The organism is Bartonella sp. AP21QHHD, assembly GCF_042196205.1.
In the GTDB taxonomy this organism is placed as follows: Bacteria; Pseudomonadota; Alphaproteobacteria; order Rhizobiales; family Rhizobiaceae; genus Bartonella.
Window position 1 is genome coordinate 1 of record NZ_JBHIPT010000119.1, and the last position, 22,401, is coordinate 22,401.

The 22,401-nt window shown below is 36.5% G+C and carries 21 protein-coding genes and 2 tRNA genes; 15 read left to right on the forward strand and 8 right to left on the reverse strand.

Features of this window, described 5'->3' with window-relative positions; genetic code table 11:
- Together ACFIMC_RS09145 and ACFIMC_RS09150 are read left to right on the forward strand one after the other, a co-directional pair.
- The coding region (locus ACFIMC_RS09145; protein ID WP_375674950.1) for a hypothetical protein at positions 1-181 on the forward strand (181 nt) is incomplete at its 5' end.
- Positions 182-189: 8 nt separating this feature from the next.
- Entirely contained in the window at positions 190-1,233 is a 1,044-nt protein-coding gene (locus ACFIMC_RS09150) for a tyrosine-type recombinase/integrase (RefSeq protein WP_375671876.1), read from the forward strand.
- 1,972 nt (positions 1,234-3,205) lie between these two features.
- Here the strand turns inward: ACFIMC_RS09150 and ACFIMC_RS09155 are convergent.
- The 5 genes from ACFIMC_RS09155 to ACFIMC_RS09175 all read right to left on the reverse strand — a co-directional run bounded on the left by ACFIMC_RS09155 (position 3,206) and on the right by ACFIMC_RS09175 (position 6,400).
- Positions 3,206-3,282 (reverse strand) — tRNA-Arg (locus tag ACFIMC_RS09155).
- Positions 3,283-3,321: 39 nt separating this feature from the next.
- Positions 3,322-3,627, reverse strand: coding sequence for an ETC complex I subunit (locus ACFIMC_RS09160; RefSeq protein WP_375671875.1), 306 nt, complete (start codon positions 3,625-3,627; stop codon positions 3,322-3,324).
- Between the two features lie 89 nt (positions 3,628-3,716).
- Positions 3,717-3,793, reverse strand: a tRNA-Pro gene (locus ACFIMC_RS09165).
- Between the two features lie 709 nt (positions 3,794-4,502).
- Positions 4,503-5,192, reverse strand: a complete 690-nt coding sequence (hdaA, locus tag ACFIMC_RS09170; protein WP_375671874.1) for a DnaA regulatory inactivator HdaA — start codon at positions 5,190-5,192, stop codon at positions 4,503-4,505.
- Entirely contained in the window at positions 5,189-6,400 is a 1,212-nt protein-coding gene (locus ACFIMC_RS09175; protein ID WP_375671873.1) for an AI-2E family transporter, read from the reverse strand. The genes hdaA and ACFIMC_RS09175 overlap by 4 nt, the downstream gene beginning before the upstream one ends.
- Before the next feature lie 158 nt (positions 6,401-6,558).
- Between ACFIMC_RS09175 and purM the strand changes: the two genes are divergently transcribed.
- Both purM and purN read left to right on the forward strand, forming a co-directional pair.
- Positions 6,559-7,668 carry a phosphoribosylformylglycinamidine cyclo-ligase gene (gene purM, locus ACFIMC_RS09180; protein ID WP_375671872.1) on the forward strand — a complete coding sequence of 370 codons (1,110 nt, stop codon included), beginning with the start codon at positions 6,559-6,561 and terminating at the stop codon, positions 7,666-7,668.
- Positions 7,665-8,276, forward strand: a complete 612-nt coding sequence (gene purN, locus ACFIMC_RS09185) for a phosphoribosylglycinamide formyltransferase (protein ID WP_375632186.1) — start codon at positions 7,665-7,667, stop codon at positions 8,274-8,276. Before purM ends, purN begins: the two co-directional genes overlap by 4 nt.
- 283 nt (positions 8,277-8,559) lie before the next feature.
- On the opposite strand, the gene ACFIMC_RS09190 is transcribed toward purN, so the two are convergent.
- Entirely contained in the window at positions 8,560-11,088 is a 2,529-nt protein-coding gene (locus ACFIMC_RS09190) for a response regulator (RefSeq protein ID WP_375681004.1), read from the reverse strand.
- Positions 11,089-11,306: 218 nt separating this feature from the next.
- On the opposite strand from ACFIMC_RS09190, the gene ACFIMC_RS09195 reads away from it, so the two are divergent.
- Complete coding sequence (locus tag ACFIMC_RS09195; protein ID WP_375611550.1) at positions 11,307-11,783, forward strand: hypothetical protein; 477 nt, start codon at positions 11,307-11,309, stop codon at positions 11,781-11,783.
- Between the two features lie 52 nt (positions 11,784-11,835).
- Here ACFIMC_RS09195 and dksA read toward each other — a convergent pair whose 3' ends face one another.
- Both dksA and ACFIMC_RS09205 read right to left on the reverse strand, forming a co-directional pair.
- On the reverse strand, positions 11,836-12,252 hold the full coding sequence (gene dksA / locus ACFIMC_RS09200) for an RNA polymerase-binding protein DksA (protein ID WP_015856486.1): 417 nt from the start codon (positions 12,250-12,252) through the stop codon (positions 11,836-11,838).
- A 315-nt stretch (positions 12,253-12,567) separates the two neighbouring features.
- Complete coding sequence (locus tag ACFIMC_RS09205; protein WP_375611549.1) at positions 12,568-13,107, reverse strand: flavin reductase; 540 nt, start codon at positions 13,105-13,107, stop codon at positions 12,568-12,570.
- A gap of 146 nt (positions 13,108-13,253) precedes the next feature.
- Here ACFIMC_RS09205 and rpe point away from each other — a divergent pair, with 146 nt between their 5' ends.
- From rpe to ACFIMC_RS09255, 10 genes are all read left to right on the forward strand, one after another.
- Complete coding sequence (gene rpe / locus ACFIMC_RS09210; RefSeq protein WP_375627790.1) at positions 13,254-13,940, forward strand: ribulose-phosphate 3-epimerase; 687 nt, start codon at positions 13,254-13,256, stop codon at positions 13,938-13,940.
- Positions 13,940-15,247, forward strand: a complete 1,308-nt coding sequence (purB, locus tag ACFIMC_RS09215; RefSeq protein ID WP_375681008.1) for an adenylosuccinate lyase — start codon at positions 13,940-13,942, stop codon at positions 15,245-15,247. Before rpe ends, purB begins: the two co-directional genes overlap by 1 nt.
- A 68-nt stretch (positions 15,248-15,315) precedes the next feature.
- Complete coding sequence (locus ACFIMC_RS09220) at positions 15,316-15,864, forward strand: RBBP9/YdeN family alpha/beta hydrolase (protein WP_375611547.1); 549 nt, start codon at positions 15,316-15,318, stop codon at positions 15,862-15,864.
- A gap of 173 nt (positions 15,865-16,037) precedes the next feature.
- Entirely contained in the window at positions 16,038-16,802 is a 765-nt protein-coding gene (purC, locus tag ACFIMC_RS09225) for a phosphoribosylaminoimidazolesuccinocarboxamide synthase (RefSeq protein ID WP_375613149.1), read from the forward strand.
- Between the two features lie 78 nt (positions 16,803-16,880).
- On the forward strand, positions 16,881-17,120 hold the full coding sequence (gene purS, locus ACFIMC_RS09230; RefSeq protein ID WP_375613085.1) for a phosphoribosylformylglycinamidine synthase subunit PurS: 240 nt from the start codon (positions 16,881-16,883) through the stop codon (positions 17,118-17,120).
- A gap of 11 nt (positions 17,121-17,131) precedes the next feature.
- Positions 17,132-17,803 carry a phosphoribosylformylglycinamidine synthase subunit PurQ gene (gene purQ, locus ACFIMC_RS09235; protein ID WP_375613086.1) on the forward strand — a complete coding sequence of 224 codons (672 nt, stop codon included), beginning with the start codon at positions 17,132-17,134 and terminating at the stop codon, positions 17,801-17,803.
- A gap of 293 nt (positions 17,804-18,096) precedes the next feature.
- Positions 18,097-20,307 (forward strand): phosphoribosylformylglycinamidine synthase subunit PurL, encoded by a 2,211-nt coding sequence (gene purL, locus ACFIMC_RS09240; protein WP_375685742.1) that lies wholly within the window; start codon positions 18,097-18,099, stop codon positions 20,305-20,307.
- Positions 20,308-20,365: 58 nt separating this feature from the next.
- A complete protein-coding gene (locus ACFIMC_RS09245; protein ID WP_375611543.1) occupies positions 20,366-20,599 on the forward strand; it encodes a BolA/IbaG family iron-sulfur metabolism protein in 234 nt (77 codons plus the stop codon).
- A gap of 98 nt (positions 20,600-20,697) precedes the next feature.
- Positions 20,698-21,030, forward strand: a complete 333-nt coding sequence (grxD, locus tag ACFIMC_RS09250; protein WP_375606638.1) for a Grx4 family monothiol glutaredoxin — start codon at positions 20,698-20,700, stop codon at positions 21,028-21,030.
- A gap of 71 nt (positions 21,031-21,101) precedes the next feature.
- Positions 21,102-22,358 carry a multidrug effflux MFS transporter gene (locus tag ACFIMC_RS09255; RefSeq protein WP_375613088.1) on the forward strand — a complete coding sequence of 419 codons (1,257 nt, stop codon included), beginning with the start codon at positions 21,102-21,104 and terminating at the stop codon, positions 22,356-22,358.
- The last annotated feature ends 43 nt before the right edge of the window (positions 22,359-22,401 follow it).

A 22,401-nucleotide genomic window follows, 5' to 3' on the forward strand; every position in this document is an offset into this window, starting at 1 on the left:
TGCACGAGCTTTAAGAGAAGCAAAAAAGCAAAAATGCGAACTCATAGAAATCAAACCTACCGGTGAACTGCTTATCTATCTGAAAGCAGATATTCCAATACCAAACTCAACAGCACACCCAGACAAACTTTTAGATTTGTCAAAGAATGAATATTACGAAATCGCACTCTCTAAGATGTAAAATTGATCATGCCAAAACCACGCCCTCCTCATCTCGTTAAACAAATTACCCAACATGGCAAAATCGTATGGTATGTACGTATTGGTCATGGAAAACGTATTAGAATACGCGGAACTTATGGAACACAAGAGTTTGTTGACAACTACAAAAGCGCACTTGCCGAATTACAAGGCATAATCCCTCCAAAACCGAAAATCGGCAAACTGATTGAAGGGTCATTTGCATGGCTGCTTAAACAATACTTTAACAGCTCTAATTGGCATAGCTACACTAAAGCTACAAAAAAACAAAAAGAACTCATCCTTATGAAGGTATGTGATACCATAGGAAACATTCCATACAAAGCAATTGAAAAGAAACATATCATAGCCGGCGTTGAACGACGCAAAGAAACACCAGCAATGGCTAGAAACTTTCTGAAAGCCCTTAATGGGCTTTTTAATTGGGCGATTGACCAAGGTCTTTTAGAAAATAATCCAGCCTTAGGTGTTAAAAGACCAGCCCTTCATAACAAAGATGGGTTTGCTGTTTGGACAGAAGAAGATGTTGAGAAATATTATCAAAGATGGTCCCATGGTACCCATGAACGCGTTTGGATTGATGTCCTTTTGTATACGGGTTTGCGTCGTGGTGATGCGGTCCGCATTGGCTGGAAAGATGTAAAGAATAATATCATTCATCTCAAAACAGAGAAAAGTAAATTCCAAACAGATGTCTTTCTACCTATTTTACCGGAATTAGCCAAAACGCTTGAAACTGGTCCTATTGGAGAAGAAACATTCATTTGTGGTAAAGAAGGTAAAAAACTAGTTAAAGAAAGTTTTGGCAACCTTTTTCGTGAGGCTTGTAACGTAGCGGGAATCAAAAAATCAGCACATGGCTTAAGAAAATTAGCAGCAACACGCGCAGCTAATTCTGGTGCAACAGTATCACAACTCAAAGCAATTTTTGGCTGGACAAATGATGCTATGGCATCTCTTTACACAAAGAGCGCAGACCGTAAAAAACTCTCTCTTGAAGCCATAAAAAAGCTTCAAAAAGATGAGGGATAGAGGCAAAAAAACTCAATAGAATCAAGATTCACCTATTCCCTTATATTAGACATAACTATTTTATTTTACTTACTTTTTATTTGCCTGTCACGCCCACCATTCAACTTTATAGTATAAACAAATTATTGAATTATCGTATTCTTCCAAGGTACGGGATGCGTAAATAAAGATTCGGAAATAAGATTTTGCAACATGCCTCTACAAAGGGCATACTTTACGGAGTGTTTCTAATATTTTTTACGTTCTGATAGCGCCTCTTGGGGGAAGCCATCTAAAAGTATCACAAACGTAATAACAGCCTCATTTTGCAACAGATTAGAAGTTTGATTTTAAAATTCTTTCCACAAGCATAGGCTTCCGTTCTGAAAAATATTGTTTGTTTCCTGATCTATCCCCTGTTTTTCTTAATTCTTTCATGTCTATTGGTATACAACTTGTTGTCCAAACAGTTAGATATAACCACAGTCACTTCGATAGATATAAAACACTTAACCTTAGAGCTGTATTTTGAGTTTACCAATTACAGATTATAATAAAATATTAAAAAGAGTAAAAAACACGATAAAAGCAAATTTTTTCATTCTAAAAATACATTGATTTATAATCATGTTTTATTGTTTGCCATGTTGAATGAGAAATCCGAATATCGTAATGTTTTCTTATTTCAAACCTATTTATATTGAATCAAACAAAACCGTCTCTCTTACACGTCATAAGAGGAATTAGTATTAAGTAAAAATTGTATAAAAAAGCACAAAAATGCCGATAAATGACTCAAGTACTGAGATCTATTGCAACATCGGAGGCTGACAAATAGGCAAAGTGTATGATAATGTCAGCTTATTTCTTCATAAGTGTAAAGATGATGGAGCTCAATGGATTTATCATTGTACCATTCACGAGCGCCAGCGTGAAGTGAGCTTTAAGAGATATCTCTTAAAACAAAGCCTGTAAAATGGCATTCTCTTCACACTGTATTCCTATTGATATAATGATCACCTTGAACCGTGTGAGTTTAGATCTTCAGAGCTCATCTGCATAACATTTTAATGTGATTGTTATCCAATATTAAAATACTTCTCACATGATGTACAAGCTATAAAGAAATAAGAAAAAACATTTGAAAATGTAAATATGAAATCTAAAAATTTAACTCTAAGATACAACCTATCTTCATTCATATAAATATACAGTGTATATTCTTAAACCTATAAGACTAAGAAAACCTAAACATTGATGAAACCTACAACCCTACCTGAGAAACAGTGACAATCATGTTAAATCAAATTGTCCGCAAGTGTCTCTCACTGAAAAAAACAATATCTTATCTGGACGGCAGATATAACATCTTTTTATACGAAAAAACTATAAAGAAGTAATTTGTTATGAATCACAGCTTCCAAGACAAGAAGATATTTTCCACCTCTTGTGCCATCTGTAAATTCTCATCATAAACAGATATCGTTTTTATTCTTCAATGTTTCATAAACTGTTCTAAATCGAATCCATCATGCTTTGTATCTAATCAAAATCAATCTTACCAAAGATCATGCTAAAAAACGTAATAATATTATTCATAAAAAATAAAAAAATCACAATAGATGTTTTTTGGCAATTTCACCAGCATTAGCAGCAATGCTTAAATCTAATCTAAGAAATAAAATATTCATTTTCAGAAAGATGAAAAGAAGCTCTTAAAAAATAATTTTTACAATCTGTTTCCTAAAGCATGTAATGTAGTAGCAACACGCGGCACGAAAATGCAATGCTATAAGTTTCAATAATCAAAAACAATTATTACTGAAAAAAGATAAAACAGCATCATTTTATACTAAAACAGTCAACAGAAAACGTGTAGCAACAAAATAAACCAAAAAACATCAAAAAGATTCGGGATTATACAGAAAAATAAGCTAATAGAATAAAAGGAAAACCCTCTAACTTTTTATAGCCTATAAATATCATTTAAACATGGTGATCCCGACAGGATTCGAACCTGTGACCCACGGCTTAGAAGGCCGTTGCTCTATCCAGCTGAGCTACGGGACCCAACTGATTATTTTCTCAATTCAAAATAGCATCTTCAATTCAATGTGTCCAAGAATGCTGCCGATCACTGCGAAAATTATCAGAATAAGAAATAGCACGTCGAATCGATGTATGTTTCTTTTCTACACGGTAAGAGATAGCATTCTTACGTGCAAAAGCAATCGCTTCTTCCTTCCTATTAAATCGAATCTTTACCTGATTATTCATATCAGACGTTGCCGTGTAGCCCATAAGAGGTTCAAGCATTTTTGCTTTCATTGGCTCATACTCTAGAATCCAAAAAACTGTATTCCCCTTACCTGACTGCATAGCTGTCTTAGCAGGACTATAAATACGTGCGATCATGCCTTTTTCCTTCAGATTACACAACGCTTGAATGATAGTTTCTCACCACACGTACCCAATTGGGTCATTCTCACACACTCAATCAAATATGGTCGGAGCGATAGGATTCGAACCTACGACCCCCTGATCCCAAATCAGGTGCGCTACCAGGCTGCGCTACGCTCCGCCATTTACATTTACTTGATGCACATTTCCTAAAATTTTCACAACAGAAGTGCAAGAGAAAAACACACTTTTTTTAAATTTTGTTGCATTTCTTTACAAAAAAGCACATTTTTTAATTTTTTCCCCTACTCAATAACAAATTTATTGACAAATAGTAGAAAATAACCTCCGTAAAAAATCCAATCTATATTAAAAAATAACGAATTTCTCTATAAGGATTTCATAATTTTTGTCCTGTTTTAAGCAAGCTCTCATTGTATCAAAACACATTCCACAGATACAATTTTAGAAAAAATGACTTAAATATCATAGAAAAACTTTCCCAAAGAGAACATAAGCCAAAAAATTCAGCTGTATTAAGCTTTTTTCCCCTCTTTTTCTATCTTCCCAAAGACTCTTTTATTAAAAATTCTAGAATCTTCTACAATCCAAACCCATAAACAACAAACATTTTTTCAAAGCACAAAGGTTTTATTATAAATAAAATAAAGCGCTCTTTTTAGAAAAATTTTCAAATGCGAAGATGGTAAGAATTCAACATCATACAATAAAATCTCAAAGCTATTTAAAATAAAAACACGATAAGAGTAAAAAACACTATTTTTTACTCTTATATAGATATCCAAAAAGAAGAAAATTTAAATGACTTGTCTTCCACATATTGAAACGATAATAGAAGGACAGAATAATTAAGCCATGATAAGGAGTATTTACGGATTTCTTCTATTTAAAACTTCAGCAATAACAGCACGTGTTATTTTTCTTTTTCTTTGTAATGCCAACTGATCAACAGAATCAACAACACGCTTCAATGAAAATAAAGAACGTTCACAACGGCTTACAAGATAATAAACCGTATCTGGATGTACAATAAGTTGCCTATCGGAAAAAAGCTTAAATGCAACAGCTGTTAACAATGCATCATCAGGCTGATTAATTTCAACGAACATCACCGAATTAAGACGACTTTTTAGATCATTTAACATTAAATTCCAAGCGGAAGGAAGTGTTTGTGCCGTCATCAATAAAGTAGCCTGTCGTGCATCAAGATTTGCTTGCTTAATACTGTTAATTAAATGAAAAAGTTCTGTCTCATTGATTTCACCTGTATCAATATCCTCTATTAAAAATGATCTGCCTAAAGAAGCCATAGTAACAGCCTGATCAAGTTCATTGTGCTGAATCCTGAAAGCATCTGCTTTTTGGAGCCATATATTAGAAAAATGCGTTTTTCCAGATCCTTCTTTACCAACCAAAACTGCAATAGGTAAGCTCCAATTGGGCCAGTGATCAATAAGCTGAAAAGCCATACGATTGCTTTCCGTTACCACTAAATCCTCAAATTGAAAAATCGGATCATAAGGAAAATTTAAAGATAATTGCGTTTCACGCCCATTCATTTTAGCGACTCCGAATTTCCGCTTCGCGAATACATCTGAGAACTCAGATAAGTATGAAGAGCAAAACGAACTAAAACGCCAACAGCCGCTGCCGCAGGAACAGCAACAAGCATACCAGTAAAACCAAAGAGTGAAGAAAAAGCAAAAAGTGAAAACATCAACCATACGGGATGTAATCCCACTGATGAACCTACAAGCTTGGGTTGAAGAATATAACCTTCAATAAATTGACCAATTAAAAAAAGTGCCATCACAACAATGATTCCCCCCCAATTATTGGGATAAAACTGGACCCATGCAATACCAACAGAAAGGACCAAACCACTCATTGTGCCGATATAAGGAACAAAGCTAATAAGACCAATAAACATACCAATCAAAAGACTAAAATTGAGTCCTGCAATCGTTAAACCAATAGCATAATAGCCTCCCAATATGAGACAAACTGTTCCTTGTCCACGAACAAAGCCTGCAATAGCTCTATCCATTTCATGAAAAATACTACGAACGGTTTCCAGATGATCCCGCGGTATTAACGAATCGATTGCTGTTACCATACGTGGCCAATCTAATAACATATAAAATGCCACCACAGGTGCCACAACAAATAGGCTAACGATATTAACGATTGATTTTCCTGACTTTAAAAGTGAATTCAAAAGAGACGTAATAAAATCCGAACCTTCTCCCAAAAATCCTTTAATATTATTCCGTAATTCATTTGGATCACTTCCAAAATAGCGCCTTAACCAATCAAAATCATGCTCAACAAAAAAGGTTTGAATACGATTAATGTAAACAGGTAAACCATCACTCATAAATTGCTGTATTTGCCAACTAATAACAGGAATCAAAATAATTAAAGCAGCAACAAAGGTAATAACAATAAATAGGGTGATAAGGACAGTCCCAAACACACGACGAATACCAAATTTTTCAAGTAATTGAACAATGGGATTGAGAAAATAAGCCAACACAATCCCTGCCACAAAAGGAAGCAAAATTGATCCAAAAACAAACATAAAAAGAATGAAAAAAATCAGCGTACCAAGCCAAAAAAAGATTTGTCTTTTCATATTATTCGGCAAAGGTAATTGAGTATACGCTGGCACATAAGTCTTATAACGATCACGAGATCTATTCTCACTCACTTTCTTTCTCATAAGCTGCCAAGAGGACTGTCCGTGATTATCTGATATCTTGCTCATAAAATATCCTAAAAAATTCTTCACAAAAAATTATAAACAACTTCAAAATAAGGTACAAGAAAAGTTGCTTATTTTCTTATCAATATCTCTTGCAGAGAGAACTCTATCATGGCATTGCATAATATCAAAACCTGATTTTCCATTAAAGGAAGGCTCCAATGAGCAATCAAGATCTTACAAATAATAAATCCAAGGCTGGGGATAAATCCAAAGCTGGTCTTACCTACGCAAAAGCCGGTGTAAACATCGATATGGGTAATGCCATGGTAGAAAAAATTAAACCCTTTATACGCGCAACAAAACGAGCCGGAACAGATGCAGAAATTGGCGGTTTTGGTGGACTTTTTGATTTAAAAGCAGCAGGCTTTACGGATCCTATCCTAGTAGCAGCCAATGATGGTGTGGGAACAAAATTAAAAATTGCCATTGAAGTAGGTCACCATAACACTGTAGGTATTGATCTTGTAGCTATGTGTGTCAATGATTTACTCGTACAAGGAGCTGAACCTCTCTTTTTTCTGGATTATTTTGCAACTGGAAAGCTCGACCCTGAACAAGGTGCTGCGATTGTTTCTGGTATTGCAGAAGGATGTAAACAAGCCGGTGCTGCTCTTATTGGAGGAGAAACTGCAGAAATGCCAGGAATGTATGCAGAGGGAGATTATGATCTAGCCGGTTTTGCTGTAGGAGCATGCGAACGCAGCAAGCTACTCCCTTCAAAAGATTTGATAGAAGGTGATGTTATATTAGGTCTAAGCTCCTCTGGAATTCATTCCAATGGCTTTTCGCTTGTTCGACGAATCATCCAGCAAAATTATCTCAAATGGAATGACCCTGCCCCTTTTTCCCCCGAAAACAGCCTTGGTATAGCACTTCTTACACCAACACGCATTTATGTAAAATCGCTTCTTCCCATCATGCGAAAATATGAAGGGATTAAAGCTCTTGCTCATATTACGGGTGGAGGCTTTCCTGAAAATATTCCACGTGTCCTTCCATCCTCTCTCTGCGCTGAAATTAATCTTTCTAGCATCAATGTTCCAGCAGTATTTTCATGGATTGCCAAACAAGGTAAAATAGAAGAAACAGAAATGTTAAGAACATTCAATTGTGGTATTGGCATGATCATTATCGTAGCACAGTATGCAGCTGAAACAATTATACAAGCTCTTGAAAAAAAAGGAGAAACTGTAACTCCCCTTGGCATTTTAACAAAATGCCAAGATCAAAATAAAGGAATACTTTATAAAGGGGTACTGCATTTATGAAAAAAAAAATTGTCGTTTTTATTTCTGGTAATGGGTCCAATATGGTCGCCCTTGCTCAAGCTAGTCAACAAACGGAATATCCTGCTGAAATCGTCGCGGTTATTTGCGATAATCCGCATGCAAGGGGTATTGAAAAGGCGCAAAACCATAACTTACCTATTCATATTGTTGATCGTAAAATTTACAAAACAAAAGAAGAGCATGAAGAAAATATTTTTACAATTTTAAATCAATATAAACCGGATTTTCTCTGCTTTGCAGGGTATATGCGCCTTATCTCACCACGTTTTGTAAAACTTTATGAAGGACGAATTTTAAACATTCATCCTTCTCTTTTGCCTTCATTTAAAGGCTTAAACACACATGAAAAAGCTTTACAAGCAGGTGTAAAAATCACGGGTTGCACTGTTCATCTTGTTACAGAAGACATGGATGCAGGAAAAATCCTTGCCCAAGCAGCCGTTCCAGTCTATCCCCATGATACTGCTGAGTGCTTAGCACAAAGAGTTCTTAAAGTAGAGCATAAACTCTACCCCGAAGCCTTAAAAGCATTTATTGAAGGAAAGAGCAAAATGATAGATACGCAACAACAGCTTTTATCTCTTTGAGTGTATCAACAATCTATTAATCAGCATATTTCAATGCTTTACACATAGTTTTTGCTCAGTATCTACAATTGAAAATCTCTATGAAATGTTGACATAATAGAGTCCATCTCTTCATAAATTTTTGCACAAAACATATGATTTTTTTGAATTTTAGTTCATTTTTAAAATTTTTCTTCTTTATTCAATTCTATGACATTATCATAAGCTCTATTTATCAAAATGCTCTGGTATTTAGCCTAAAAAATCTTAAAATACGCAATTTTTCTACTGCATAAATTTTTACTCATGATGAAAGTGTTTCTTTAACTGTTACAGCTAACTGTTTGAGTGTAAAAGGTTTAGATAAAAAACCAAAAACAGCATCTTGTGGAAGATTTTTAGCAAAGGCATCTTTTGCATATCCAGAAACGAAAAGAAATTTGATATCAGGATAGTTTTTACGGACTTCCTTCAATAAAGTGGGCCCATCCATTTCTGGCATCACCACATCGGAAACAATAATATCAACTTCTCCTTTTTGTTCCTCAAGAATAGAGAGTGCTTCCACCCCACTTGCTGCCTCTAAAACCGTATATCCTCTCATTTGAAGAGCTCTTACCCCCCCCATTCTGACCGCATCTTCATCTTCAACTAATAAAACAGTCGCAGATCCTGTTAAGTCTATATCTTTCTCTTCATCTTTTTCAATCTTTTGAGAAATTTCTCCTTTTATATTGGGGATATAACGGGGAAGAAAAATATGAAATGTTGCTCCTTCACCTTCTTTACTTTCACAATAAATATATCCACCGCTCTGCTTGATAATTCCATAAACCATTGATAAACCAAGTCCTGTTCCTTTTCCAACTTCTTTTGTTGTAAAAAATGGCTCAAACATTTTTTCTTGTATAGCAGCAGATATACCAGCCCCTGTATCTGAAATAGTCAATTGCACATACTCGCCAATTGCTAATCCAAGATGATTAAATTCAGCACTTTGTTGCTTTGTAATATTATTTGTCGCAATCGTAACAATACCTCCATCTAACATGGCATCACGCGCATTAATAACCAAATTCATAATAACACGCTGAAAAGATGCTTGATCAACTTCAACGCTCCACAAATCTCTTCCATGGATAATTTTTAACTGAATATTATTCCCCAAAAGTGGTAAAATAAGATTGCGGATATCTGATAAAAATTCAGTAAAATCAACTTCTTCAGGTCGAAGTGTTTGCTTTCTAGAAAAAGCTAATAATTGCTGGACAAGAGCAGCTGCACGATTAGCATTGTTTTTAATATTGATCAGATCAGCATGAGCAGGATCAGAACTACGATGCGTATTTAAAAGAAGATCACACGACATTAAAATTGCTGTTAAAACATTATTAAAATCATGAGCAATGCCGCCAGCCAATTGTCCTACAGCTTGCATCTTCTGACTTTGCATCATTTTATCTTCAAGAGTTTTTTGTTCGGTTGTTTCAATCACAGAGATAATAAGCAAATCTTGCAATGCATCACCGTGATAGGGCGGTACAGACATAATATGGAGCCGTAAATGGCATTCTTCATTTTTTTCTAAAACAGTTTCTAGAGAAACAAAATAATTTTTATTTGTCGCAATTCTCTGAAAAGAACGCTCTAACTGCGCACAATCACGACGAGAAATAACATCATAAAAATTGACAGCTTTGTCCATACATCCCGTGAGTGATGAAAAAGCTTTATTCATATGAATCAATTGCCCTGCATGATCCACCACGGCTATTGCAAAAGGACTCGCATCAAAATATTCTCCTAGTATACTGGGTAATTTTAATTGATCATCTTCTTCTTTTTGTATTTGTTGTGGAATGATCACAACACGATAAATGGCTTCCTCTTCTAAGAGAGAAGAAACAGATATAAGACAATGGAATATTTTCTCACAAGTCGTGTGTGAATTTAAACATAACGAAAACCTATAAGGTAAAGAGTAACCTGAACTTTGATATCTGTTGGTTTGTAAACAGATATCACTCCATGAGCTCTTAGCGCCAACGCTATCAAATAACGAATCAAAATTATATTGACCAATTGAGAAATTCGCTAAATCAATTGAAAACCATTCGGCAAAAGTCGCATTGGCATAAAGAATAGTTCCTTGTCTATTAACGGATACAAAACCAATAGAAGCTTGATCCAAGTGATTGATAGCCTCTTGAAGGTTCGAGAAAAAAACTTCTCGCGTTTGTTGTAAGTGCGAAATATCAGTAATACGCCAAAATAAAAGCTTTTTTTTCTGTTTTGTGATAGGTTGAACGGAAATATTATACCAAACAGATTTTTTTGGTGTAGAATCGGTAAAAATTGGTTGTTCTACTCTCAATTCCTCTTGCGCTGCAAGATTATTACAGGCTGCAACCTTTAAGCGGTACGAGAGTGCACCAGCTCCTGGAAGATCCGCAATAACCCTATAACAAGACACTTCAGGCTTATAGGTCAGAATTTTTCGATAGTTTTGATTAGAATAATAAACAAAACCAGAAAGATCAGAGATTACAATTGCATCATCGCTCCTATTAAAGATGCTAAAATCAAAATCTTCATGCGACCACACATGATATCTTAAAATTCCCATTCCACACAAAACGAGTGTTGCAACACCGATCATTGCTAGAATCAAAAAAGATATTGATATCGCCTGTTGCAAATAGTTTTGTGGATAAAAAAAACCTAAAATACCCACAATGAAAAGAAAACCTAATACAAAAACAACACCAAAAATCACAACTCTCCGATGAAACGAAGACGCTGATCTTTCATTATTCTCAAAATCTTTATCCATCTCTCTTTGCCTTAGCTTATAGCTATTTCTTATGTCACAAAACTTCCTTTATATTCGTTGTTATGTTGTTATAAAGTATATACTATGATATTATCTAAGATAAGCTCGCTTAATATTCAAAAGTTTATTTCTTACATTATAAGTGAACCTTTTGAGGGTATGTTTATAAATTTATCTCAATAAAAAATAATATTTCCATCCAAAATGGGAGAAAATCTATGTATATCTGGTTATCAGAGCAGATAGGTGTATCTGCTGCAAACATAACGATAAGCTTTTTGCTTTTTATAATAACAATCGCAGCTATTACCGTAATTATCGTGTTTTTACGTCGCTTAAGTACAGGAAGATACAGCATTAATAGAAAAAAAAGTCTATCACGATTAGCATTATGTGAAGTAATTTCTATAGATCGAGCACGCCGCCTTGTTTTAGTCCGTTGCGATAATAAAGAACATTTGCTCCTTATTGGCGGATTAACAGATGTGGTTGTAGAATCCGATATTACTGGTACATCAAAAATACAAAAAAGAGAAACACACACACATCTAAATTCCGCCCCTCCAGAAAGAAACGATGTATCGGATAAAAGTCCCTCTCCTTTTACGAATCAAGCGGTAAAAGATTCAGCCATCACCGCCGAAATTGAGGGGCGGCAAGAACCATCTTTATTCATTCCTACCCCTCAAAAATAAAAATATACAATTTCATCACCACGAATTTCGTTTGTTTATCATCTCAATAACCTTAATCATCGCGATAAACTCTTTCACGTCGTTCGTGACGTTCTTGCGCTTCCAATGACAAAACGGCTATCGGCCGAGCCTCAAGACGCTTGATACTAATGGGTTCGCCGGTTTCTTCACAAAAACCGTATGTCCCATTATCAATGCGCTCTAAAGCCGCATCTATTTTTGAAATAAGTTTCCTCTGACGATCACGAGCACGTAATTCGATTGTACGATCAGTTTCACAAGAAGCCCGATCAGTCAAATCGGGCTGACCAACATTCTCTTCCTGCAAATTTTCCAAAGTCTCACGAGCTTCTTTTAATATATCATTCTTCCAAGAAACCAATTTAGCACGAAAATACGCCTTTTGCCGCTCATTCATAAAAGGCTCATCTTCACTAGGGCGATATTGACCATCAATCTCTTCGCTCATGCAATAAAAAACCTCCACATATGCTATGTGCGGTCTATATATTGTGCAATACCCATCAACACAAGAGTAAAATGTTTTTTCATAACAATCGACGAATATATCTAAATGCACTGTTTAGGTTTGATCGCTTTTTTATGTAGATTGAATTCTTGATCAAATCTCATCCAGAATCATTTTTTTCGCTTATTGAAAAACTTTAAAAAGAAGGAAATCTAATATCAGATATCAGAGCCATCCCTCCCCTACTCTCTACATTGTTTAAAATCTAAATGAAGCAACAATAAATCATTTCATCAATGCAAAAAAATAAAATCTTTATAAAGGCAAAGTGTGATATTCACGTTTCAAATACATCAAAGCATCTTTTTCTTTATTACAGTTGATTGCAACAACCTCACCAATCAAAACACAATGGGTTGCGTGTTCGTGCCAACAAATCAAACGACAATCAAACGACGCTAGAGCGTCTGAAAGACTAGGCGCCCCCGTTTGCAAAGCTCCCCATTGAGCAACATCAAAACGCTCATTTTGTGTAGAATTGCAACGCCTCGAAAAAACATCCGCTAATGAGCGATGTTTTCCTGCCAAGCTATTAACACAAAAATTTCCATTCTCCATAAACACCTGATTCTTTAAATTATGGCGCATGAGACAAACAAGAAGGGTTGGAGGATCATCAGATAAAGAACAACACGCCGAAACAGTCACCCCACGTCTTCCCTTAATACCATTTGTTGTCACAATATGCACAGCTCCTGCAAAAAGACTCATGGCATCTCGATATTCTTGAGAAGAAACCGCAATAGTATGTTTATGTTGAAGTTCAGGCATCAAATATGTTTTATGATTCGACATATCTTTCACTTATAAAGCTTTAAAATTTCAAGCAATCTTTCCATAAAAAGACCTATAATACATATTTTTTCTTTTCCGTCATAACACAAAAAATATTTGTGTATACACAGCGATATGATAAAAACTGCCAATCTAAGGAGATTTTAATGCCTCATTTTCATCTCATTTCGCCTTCTCTCTTGGCTTCTGATTTTTCTAAACTTGGACAAGAAATGTTAGATGTTGTTGATGCTGGTGCAGATTGGCTTCATCTTGATATTATGGATGGGCACTTTGTTCCTAACATCACCTTTGGTCCTGAAATCGTCAAAGCTCTGCGCCCATTAACAAAAGCAATATTTGATGTCCACCTGATGATCGCACCAGTAGACCCTTATTTAGAAGCTTTTGCAAAAGCAGGTTCAGATATTATAACTATTCATGCTGAAGCAGGTCCACATCTTCATCGTTCATTACAAACAATCAAAAAAATGGGGAAAAAAGCAGGAATCGCACTCAATCCAAGCACCCCTGAACATGTACTTGAATATTTGCTTGATCAATTAGATCTCATTCTCATCATGACGGTCAATCCCGGTTTTGGTGGACAAAGTTTTATTCCAGAAATAAAAAATAAAATTAAGCGCGTTAAAAGCATGATTGCAAACCGCCCTATTGATCTTGAAGTTGATGGTGGTATCACCGTTGATACAATTGGGATAGCTGCAAAAGCTGGTGCAAATGTATTTGTCGCAGGCTCTGCAATTTATAAAGATGGAAATAAAGAGCTTTACAAAACACGTATTAGTGCATTGCGCCAAGCCGCAATCCTCTCACAACAAGGAAAAAAATGATGATCGCACGTTATTCCCGCCCTGCAATGGTAACAATTTGGTCTCCCGAAACAAAATATCGTATTTGGTTTGAAATTGAAGCCCATGCCTGTGATGCCCTTGCTCACTTAGGGATTATTCCGAAAGAAGCCGCCAAAGTCATTTGGGAAAAAGGGGCAGCAGCTAAATTTGATGTCAATCGCATTGATGAAATTGAAGCAATTACCAAACATGATGTTATCGCATTTCTAACCCACCTAGCTGAATTCATTGGACCAGAGGCACGTTTTATCCACCAAGGCATAACATCATCTGATGTTCTCGATACAACGCTGAACATTCAATTGATGCGTGCGAGTGATATTTTGCTAGAGGATATAGATCAACTTCTTGAAGCATTAAAAAGACGTGCTTTTGAGCATAAAGAGACAATCACCATTGGGCGGAGTCATGGCATTCATGCTGAACCGACAACATTTGGAATCAAGTTTGCTCTTGCATACGCTGAATTTTCCCGTTGTCGCAAACGTCTTCTTGCTGCACGAGAAGAAATTTCTACTTGCGCGATTTCAGGAGCTGTAGGAACTTTTGCTAATATCGATCCACGCGTTGAAGAACATGTAGCAAAAGCCTTGAAGATGCGTACTGAACCGGTTTCCACCCAAGTAATACCAAGAGATCGTCATGCTATGTTTTTTGCAACACTTGGTGTTATTGCTTCCTCTATTGAAAGGCTAGCAATAGAAATACGCCACTTACAACGAACAGAAGTTCTTGAAGCAGAGGAACATTTCTCACCTGGGCAAAAAGGTTCATCGGCAATGCCTCATAAACGTAATCCAGTTTTAACAGAAAATTTAACTGGATTAGCCCGTATGGTACGTGCATTTGCACTCCCAGCCATGGAAAATGTAGCTCTTTGGCATGAACGTGATATTTCCCATTCATCTGTTGAGCGTTATATTGCTCCAGATGCGACGATTACACTTGATTTTGCTCTTTCTCGCCTCACATCTGTCATTGAAAATCTCATTGTCTATCCAGAAAATATGCAAAAAAATCTCAATAAATTCCGCGGTCTTGTTCACTCACAACGGGTTCTTTTAGCACTCACACAAGCAGGGATTAGTCGTGAAGATTCTTATCGGATTGTACAACGAAATGCGATGAAAGTTTGGGAACAAGGAAAAGATTTTTTAGAAGAACTCCTCAACGACAAAGATGTTACCAAAGCTTTAAGTGAAGAAGAACTTCGCGAAAAATTTGATCTTTCTTACCACACCAAACATATCAATACGATTTTTAAACGTGTTTTTGAAGAACAATAAAGCGACATAGAAAACCAAAATCCATTCAACCTATGATCAAAAATCTGTTGTAACAAAGAAAACAATTCATGAAAGCAAATCAACTCGATATTCTTATTGTTCCTGGCTACAAAGGATCTGGTCCAGATCATTGGCAAACACGCTGGGAAAAAAAATTGTCGACAGCCAGCCGCATTGAACAACTCCATTGGTCAAAGCCTGTTTGTGAAGAGTGGGTTAACAAAGTTAAAACCGCCATCGCAAAAGCTCAAAGGCCTGTTATGCTTATTGCTCATTCATTAGGAGTTCCCAGTGTTATTCATGCAACTGTACAAAATACAGAAAAAATTTGTGGCGCTTTCTTTGTTGCACCTCCAGATGTCGCCAATGAAAAAATACGTCCCAAACATTTAATGACATTTGGCCCCTATCATCGCCAAAAGCTTCCTTTTCCTTCTATTGTCATAGCCAGTCGCAACGATGAGTTTTGTCAATTTTCAGTAGCAGAAAAAATTGCCAATGATTGGGGATCACTCTTTGTTGATGCTGGGTATTCTGGCCATATTAACGCAGAATCCGGACACGGACCTTGGCCTGAAGGGCTTATGGTCCTCTCTCACTTTCTTGCAAAAATTTGATCCAAAAGAGGTGATCTTCTTTCTCATCGCTTATGTATCTTCACCTTTGGGTAAACGTGTAATGATAAAAATTATAAAAGTATCATAGCAATATCATTGAGAAATTCTATCAATTAGGATAGTATCATTTATCAATGTTATTAAAAACCTCTCAAGATAAATAGAGAATCATGATGAATCGTCGCCACCGTATTTATGAAGGCAAGGCTAAAATTTTATATGAAGGACCTGAACCAGGGACTTACATTCAATTTTTTAAAGATGATGCAACTGCCTTTAATGCAAAAAAACATGAAATTATCGACGGAAAGGGGGTTTTAAACAACCGAATTTCGGAACATATTTTTAGCCATCTTGGACGTTTGGGCATCCCAACACATTTTATCAAACGTATAAACATGCGCGAACAGCTTATTAAAGCGGTGGAAATCATTCCGTTGGAAGTTGTTGTTCGCAATGTTGCTGCCGGCTCTCTTGCTAAACGTTTAGGACTGGAAGAAGGAACCCCGCTTCCGCAATCCATCATTGAATTCTACTATAAAAATGATTCTCTCGATGATCCTATGGTAACGGAAGAACATATCACAGCTTTTGGGTGGGCTGTCCCACAAGAGATAGAAGATATGATGCAACTTTCAATTCGTATTAATGATTTTCTTTCTGGGCTTTTTGCCGGTGTTAACATCCAATTAATTGATTTTAAAATGGAATTTGGTCGCCTGTGGGAAGATGAAACAATGCGCATTGTTCTTGCTGATGAAATCTCTCCTGATTCTGCACGACTATGGGATATGCACACACAAGAAAAAATGGATAAAGACCGTTTTCGTCGTGATATGGGAGGGCTTATTAATGCCTATCAAGAAGTTGCCAAACGTCTTGGTATTATGAATGAAAACGAACCAACACGACCAAGTGGTCCCGTTCTCGTAAAGTAAAAACAGGGTAAAAAACATCACCTTATACAAACACCCCTCTTCAAAGGAGAGGTTCTTTTAACAAGCAGGAAGCAAAAAATGAAAGCACGCATTACGGTTACTTTAAGAGAAAGCGTTCTTGATCCACAAGGAGAAGCAATTGTCGGTGCTTTAAAAAGTTTGGCTTTCGAAGGCATTCAATCTATTCGTCAAGGAAAGGTTTTTGATATTGTTCTTGATGAACTACCTTCTGAAACTGCAAAGAAAAAACTTGAACAAATGTGTGAAGAGTTACTCGCAAATACTGTCATTGAAAATTATACAATCGAACTTCTGTAAGTGAAATGCTCATGAAAACTGCCATCATTCAACTTCCTGGATTAAATCGTGATCGAGATATGGTTGCAGCATTACATCATATAACGGGAGTTGAGCCACTAAAAATTTGGCAAACAGAAACAACAATTCCAGATGTAGATGTTATTATTATTCCTGGTGGTTTTTCCTATGGCGACTACTTAAGATGTGGTGCGATTGGAGCGCGAACTCCCGTCTTAAAAGCCATTCGTGAAAAAGCACAAGAAGGTACGACAATTATAGGTATCTGTAATGGATTTCAAATTTTGTTGGAAGCAGGATTATTACCCGGTACTTTAATGCGTAACGCTTCTTTAAAATTTGTTTGTCGTGAAATCAAGCTTGAAGTCGTCAACGCCAAGACAAAATTTTCTCGATATTATTCTAAAGGACAAATTATTCGTTGTCCTGTTGCCCATCATGACGGAAATTATTTTGTTGATAGTGAAACATTGAAACAAATGGAAGACAATGAACAAATTGTTTTTCGCTATGCAGAAAATACAAACCCGAACGGCTCAATGAAAGATATTGCTGGTATTGTTAATAAAGCTGGTAATATTCTTGGTATGATGCCCCATCCTGAAAACTTTATTGAACCCGCCCACGGAGGTACTGACGGTCGTTTACTTTTTCAAAGTGCTTTAGAGTTAGTAAATGGATAATGCTGCAAAAATACTCGCGCTCCATAATTTAAAAAAACAAGGATTTATACCATTTCTCGCATCGTAAATCTATCAACAAAGCTCTTCACAAACAACAATGGATATTATTTTCTAAACACATAATTATTTAAGACCATTTTTAGTCTTAAATCCCACCAAACAAACGGACAAAATCTTCAGCTTACTGTCTATAAATATTTTTATTATTAAACAACATTATTGTTTATAATATAAGCTGCTAGGTTAAAAAAATAAAAATACTAAATTTCGATTAATTTGACGGATAAATACTCATGAAGCCTTGCAATAACATCACTATTACATCAGAACTCATTGCACAACACGGGCTAAAAGAAGATGAATATCAACGTATCCTAACGTTAATTGGTAGAGAACCAACATTTACTGAACTAGGAATTTTTTCTGCAATGTGGAACGAACATTGTTCCTATAAATCATCTAAAAAATGGCTAAAAACTCTTCCGACAGAAGGAAAATGTGTCATCCAAGGACCTGGTGAAAATGCTGGTGTTGTCGATATTGGCGAAGGACAATGTGTTGTTTTCAAAATGGAAAGCCATAACCACCCTTCTTATATTGAACCTTATCAAGGTGCAGCGACAGGTGTTGGTGGTATTTTACGTGATGTCTTTACAATGGGAGCCCGTCCTGTTGCTGCTATGAATGCATTGCGATTTGGTGCTCCTGATCACCCACGAACACGCCATCTTGTTTCTGGTGTTGTTTCTGGAATAGGTGGTTACAGCAATTCTTTTGGTGTTCCAACGGTTGGTGGAGAAGTAAATTTTGATGAGCGTTATAATGGCAATATCCTTGTTAACGCTTTTGTCGCCGGTATTGCAAAGACAGACGCCCTTTTTTATTCTAAAGCACAAGGTATTGGACTCCCTGTTGTTTATCTGGGTGCAAAAACAGGACGTGATGGTGTCGGTGGAGCAACAATGGCTTCTGCTGAATTTGATTCTTCAATCAGTGAAAAACGCCCAACTGTTCAAGTCGGTGATCCTTTTACAGAAAAATGTCTCCTTGAAGCATGTTTAGAGCTCATGAAACTTGGAGCCGTGGTTGCTATTCAAGATATGGGGGCAGCAGGACTCACCTCTTCTGCCGTTGAAATGGGAGCAAAAGGAAATCTGGGGATACAGCTTAATCTTGATACAGTTCCTGTTCGAGAAGAAAACATGACAGCCTATGAAATGATGCTTTCTGAAAGTCAAGAGCGTATGCTCATGGTCCTTAAACCAGAACTAGAAAAGCAAGCAGAAGCAATTTTTCATAAGTGGGGACTACATTTTTCTATCATTGGAAAAACAACCGATGATTTACGTTTTCGTGTATTTCATCAAGGGGAAGAAGTTGTCAATCTTCCCATCAAAGAGCTTGGTGATGAAGCGCCTGTTTATGATCGTCCTTGGAGTGAGCCGGCAAAAAAAACACCCTTGAAAGCAGAAGACGTCAAAAAAGTTGAAAATCTTGGTGATGCGCTTCTGAGCTTATTGAATTCTGCTGATCAAAGTTCTCGGCGATGGGTTTATGAACAATATGATACCCTTATCCAAGGAAATAGCCTTGTTTGTCCAGGAGGTGATGCAGGCGTTATCCGTGTAGGAAACAACAGCAAACGTGCTCTTGCTTTTTCTTCTGATGTAACACCTCGCTATTGTGAAGCAGACCCTTATGAAGGGGGGAAACAAGCTGTCGCAGAATGCTGGCGAAACATTAGTACGACAGGTGCAACACCACTGGCTGCTACAGATAATCTCAATTTTGGTAACCCTGAAAAACCTGAAATTATGGGACAGCTGGTTTTTGCTATTAAAGGTATAGGAGAAGCTTGTAGAATCCTTGATTTTCCTATCGTTTCAGGCAATGTTTCTCTTTACAACGAAACAAATGGAGAAGCCATTCTTCCAACCCCCACAATTGCTGGGGTAGGCCTTCTTAATGATTGGTCTAAAATGGTAACAATAAGTGGTATGCAAAATGGAGATATTCTTGTTTTAGTAGGAAATTGCGGTTCCCATTTAGGACAATCAATCTATGCACGTAACATTTTAAATATTGATGCAGGCCCCCCCCCCTCTGTAGATTTACAACTTGAAAAAAAGCATGGTCAATTTGTTCGAGATGTCATACATCGTGGTTTTATTCACGCCGCCCATGACCTTTCTGACGGAGGATTAGCGATAGCACTTGCTGAAATGGTCATTAAAGCAGGTAAAGGAATCAAAGTAAAATTAAGCAATAAATCACCCCATCATGCAGAACTTTTTGGAGAAGACCAAGGACGTTATCTTTTAGCCGTCAAACCTCACTCTCTTAATAGTCTTAAAGAGCGTGCACAAATCAATACAGTTTCTTTAACAGAGCTAGGTCAAGTCGAGGGTACTTCTCTTAATATAGATGGGATATTAACACTTTCAGTAGACAAACTCACAAAAGCCTATGAAAACTGGTTTCCACAATTTATGGGTGAAGAATAAAAATTGTTTTTTCTCTTAAACAGCCTTTATAAAAAATGAACAACATAGGAGAATAATGATGGCAATGAGTGCCCATGCAATTGAAACGCTTATTCGTGAAGGCATTCCTGATGCTACTGTAAGAATTCGTGATCTTGCTGGAGATGGGGAACATTATGCTGCAGAAGTTATTTCTGAAAGTTTTCGTGGTAAAACCCGTGTTCAACAACATAAAATGGTCTATGATGCCCTTAAAGGCAATATGGGAAATGACCTTCACGCCTTAATGTTGCAAACAAATGTCCCAAAATAATCTAAAATTTCTTCTTGCATTCACACATTTAATACGATTAAAAGCAGTATGAATATAAATTACACACTGATAAAAATCTGAAATATCGAGGGATAAAAATGACCACTGTTCATGATTTTATTGACAACGAAATTAAAACAAACGACGTCATTTTATTCATGAAAGGAACACCTGACGCTCCGCAATGCGGGTTTTCAGGACAAGTTGTTCAAATTCTTGATTATTTAGGATTGAATTATAAAGGGATTAATATCTTAACTTCTAACGAATTGCGTCAAGGGATTAAAGATTACTCAAATTGGCCAACAATTCCACAGCTTTATATCAAAGGTGAATTTATCGGAGGCTGTGATATTGTTAAAGAGATGTTTCAAAACAATGAGTTACAGGAACTTTTGAAAGAAAAAAATATTCCATGTAATCAATCATAGGTATCTTTCATTTTATTCAGACTCTTAAAAAGAGCTGTTTTCAGACGAAATTTTTATTTCAAGGATGCCATATGTCATATTCAGTCGATGAACAAACGCATAGAGATGCGATTAGAAACAAAATTGGCTATAAAGAATTTGTTATTCTTATTGCTTCGCTCATGGCTATTAACGCTATAGCTGTTGATATTATGCTGCCAGCTATGCCCGATATTTTAGACGGCTTAAATGTTCTCAATGAAAATGATCAACATTATATCATTTCGAGTTATCTTATTAGCTATGGTATTGCTCAAATATTTTTCGGTCCAATAAGCGATAGGTATGGACGACGTAAACTTATTCTTCTCGGGCTTGCTTTTTATTCATTTACGGCGATTGGCTGTGCCTTTGTAACTGATTTTTCTCTCTTACTTATTTTACGTATCTTGCAAGGAATTGGAGGGGCTGCTATGCGAGTTCTTACAGTTTCCGTCGTACGTGATCTTTACAGTGGTCGAAAAATGGCAGAAGTTATGTCTATTGTTATGATGGTTTTTCTTGTTGCACCAATGGTTGGTCCCGCAACAGGACAGATCATTTTACTGCTTGGACATTGGCAATATATTTTTATTTTCATGGCAATGATTGGTTTAGGACTGATGATTTGGATTCAACTGCGCTTGCCTGAAACTCTTTATGCGCAACGCTCTCTTTCCTTTTCTTCAGTTAAACACAACTTATGGATTGTAATAACCAATCGCACAACACTTTGCTATACACTTGCAACGTCCATTATTTTAGGCTGTATCTTTACCGCCGTTAATACATCACAACAAACATATGAAGGGATCTATAATCTAGGACTTTGGTTCCCTATTGCTTTTGCAGTTGGTGCTGCATTTCAAGCTCTATCATCATTCTTTAACTCTCAACTCGTTGGACGCCTTGGAATGCGGCGTATTGCTCATACTATGCTTTTGCTCTTTTGTGCCACTTCATGCATTTGGTTTATTGGGTCCATCTTAGCAGGTGGTGTTATCCCTTTTCCTTTTTATATGACGTTATATTGTATATTAATGTTTACCTGCGGTGGTATTATGGCCAATTTCAATACACTCGCTCTTGAACCTGTAGGAGAAATAGCTGGAACAGCTTCTTCTGTATCCGGCTTTCTTCAAACATCTATCGGTGCAGGACTTAGCTTTTTTATTGCCCAACAATTTGATGAAACAACCATCCCAAACTCAGCAGGATTTTTCTTTCTGAGTCTCACTGCCATACTTCTCGTCTTATGGGCTGAACGTGGTTATCTTTTTAGGCAATATCATAGTAATCCTAACGAATAAATATTACTACGAAAGATTAATAACATCTCTCTTGAACAATAAG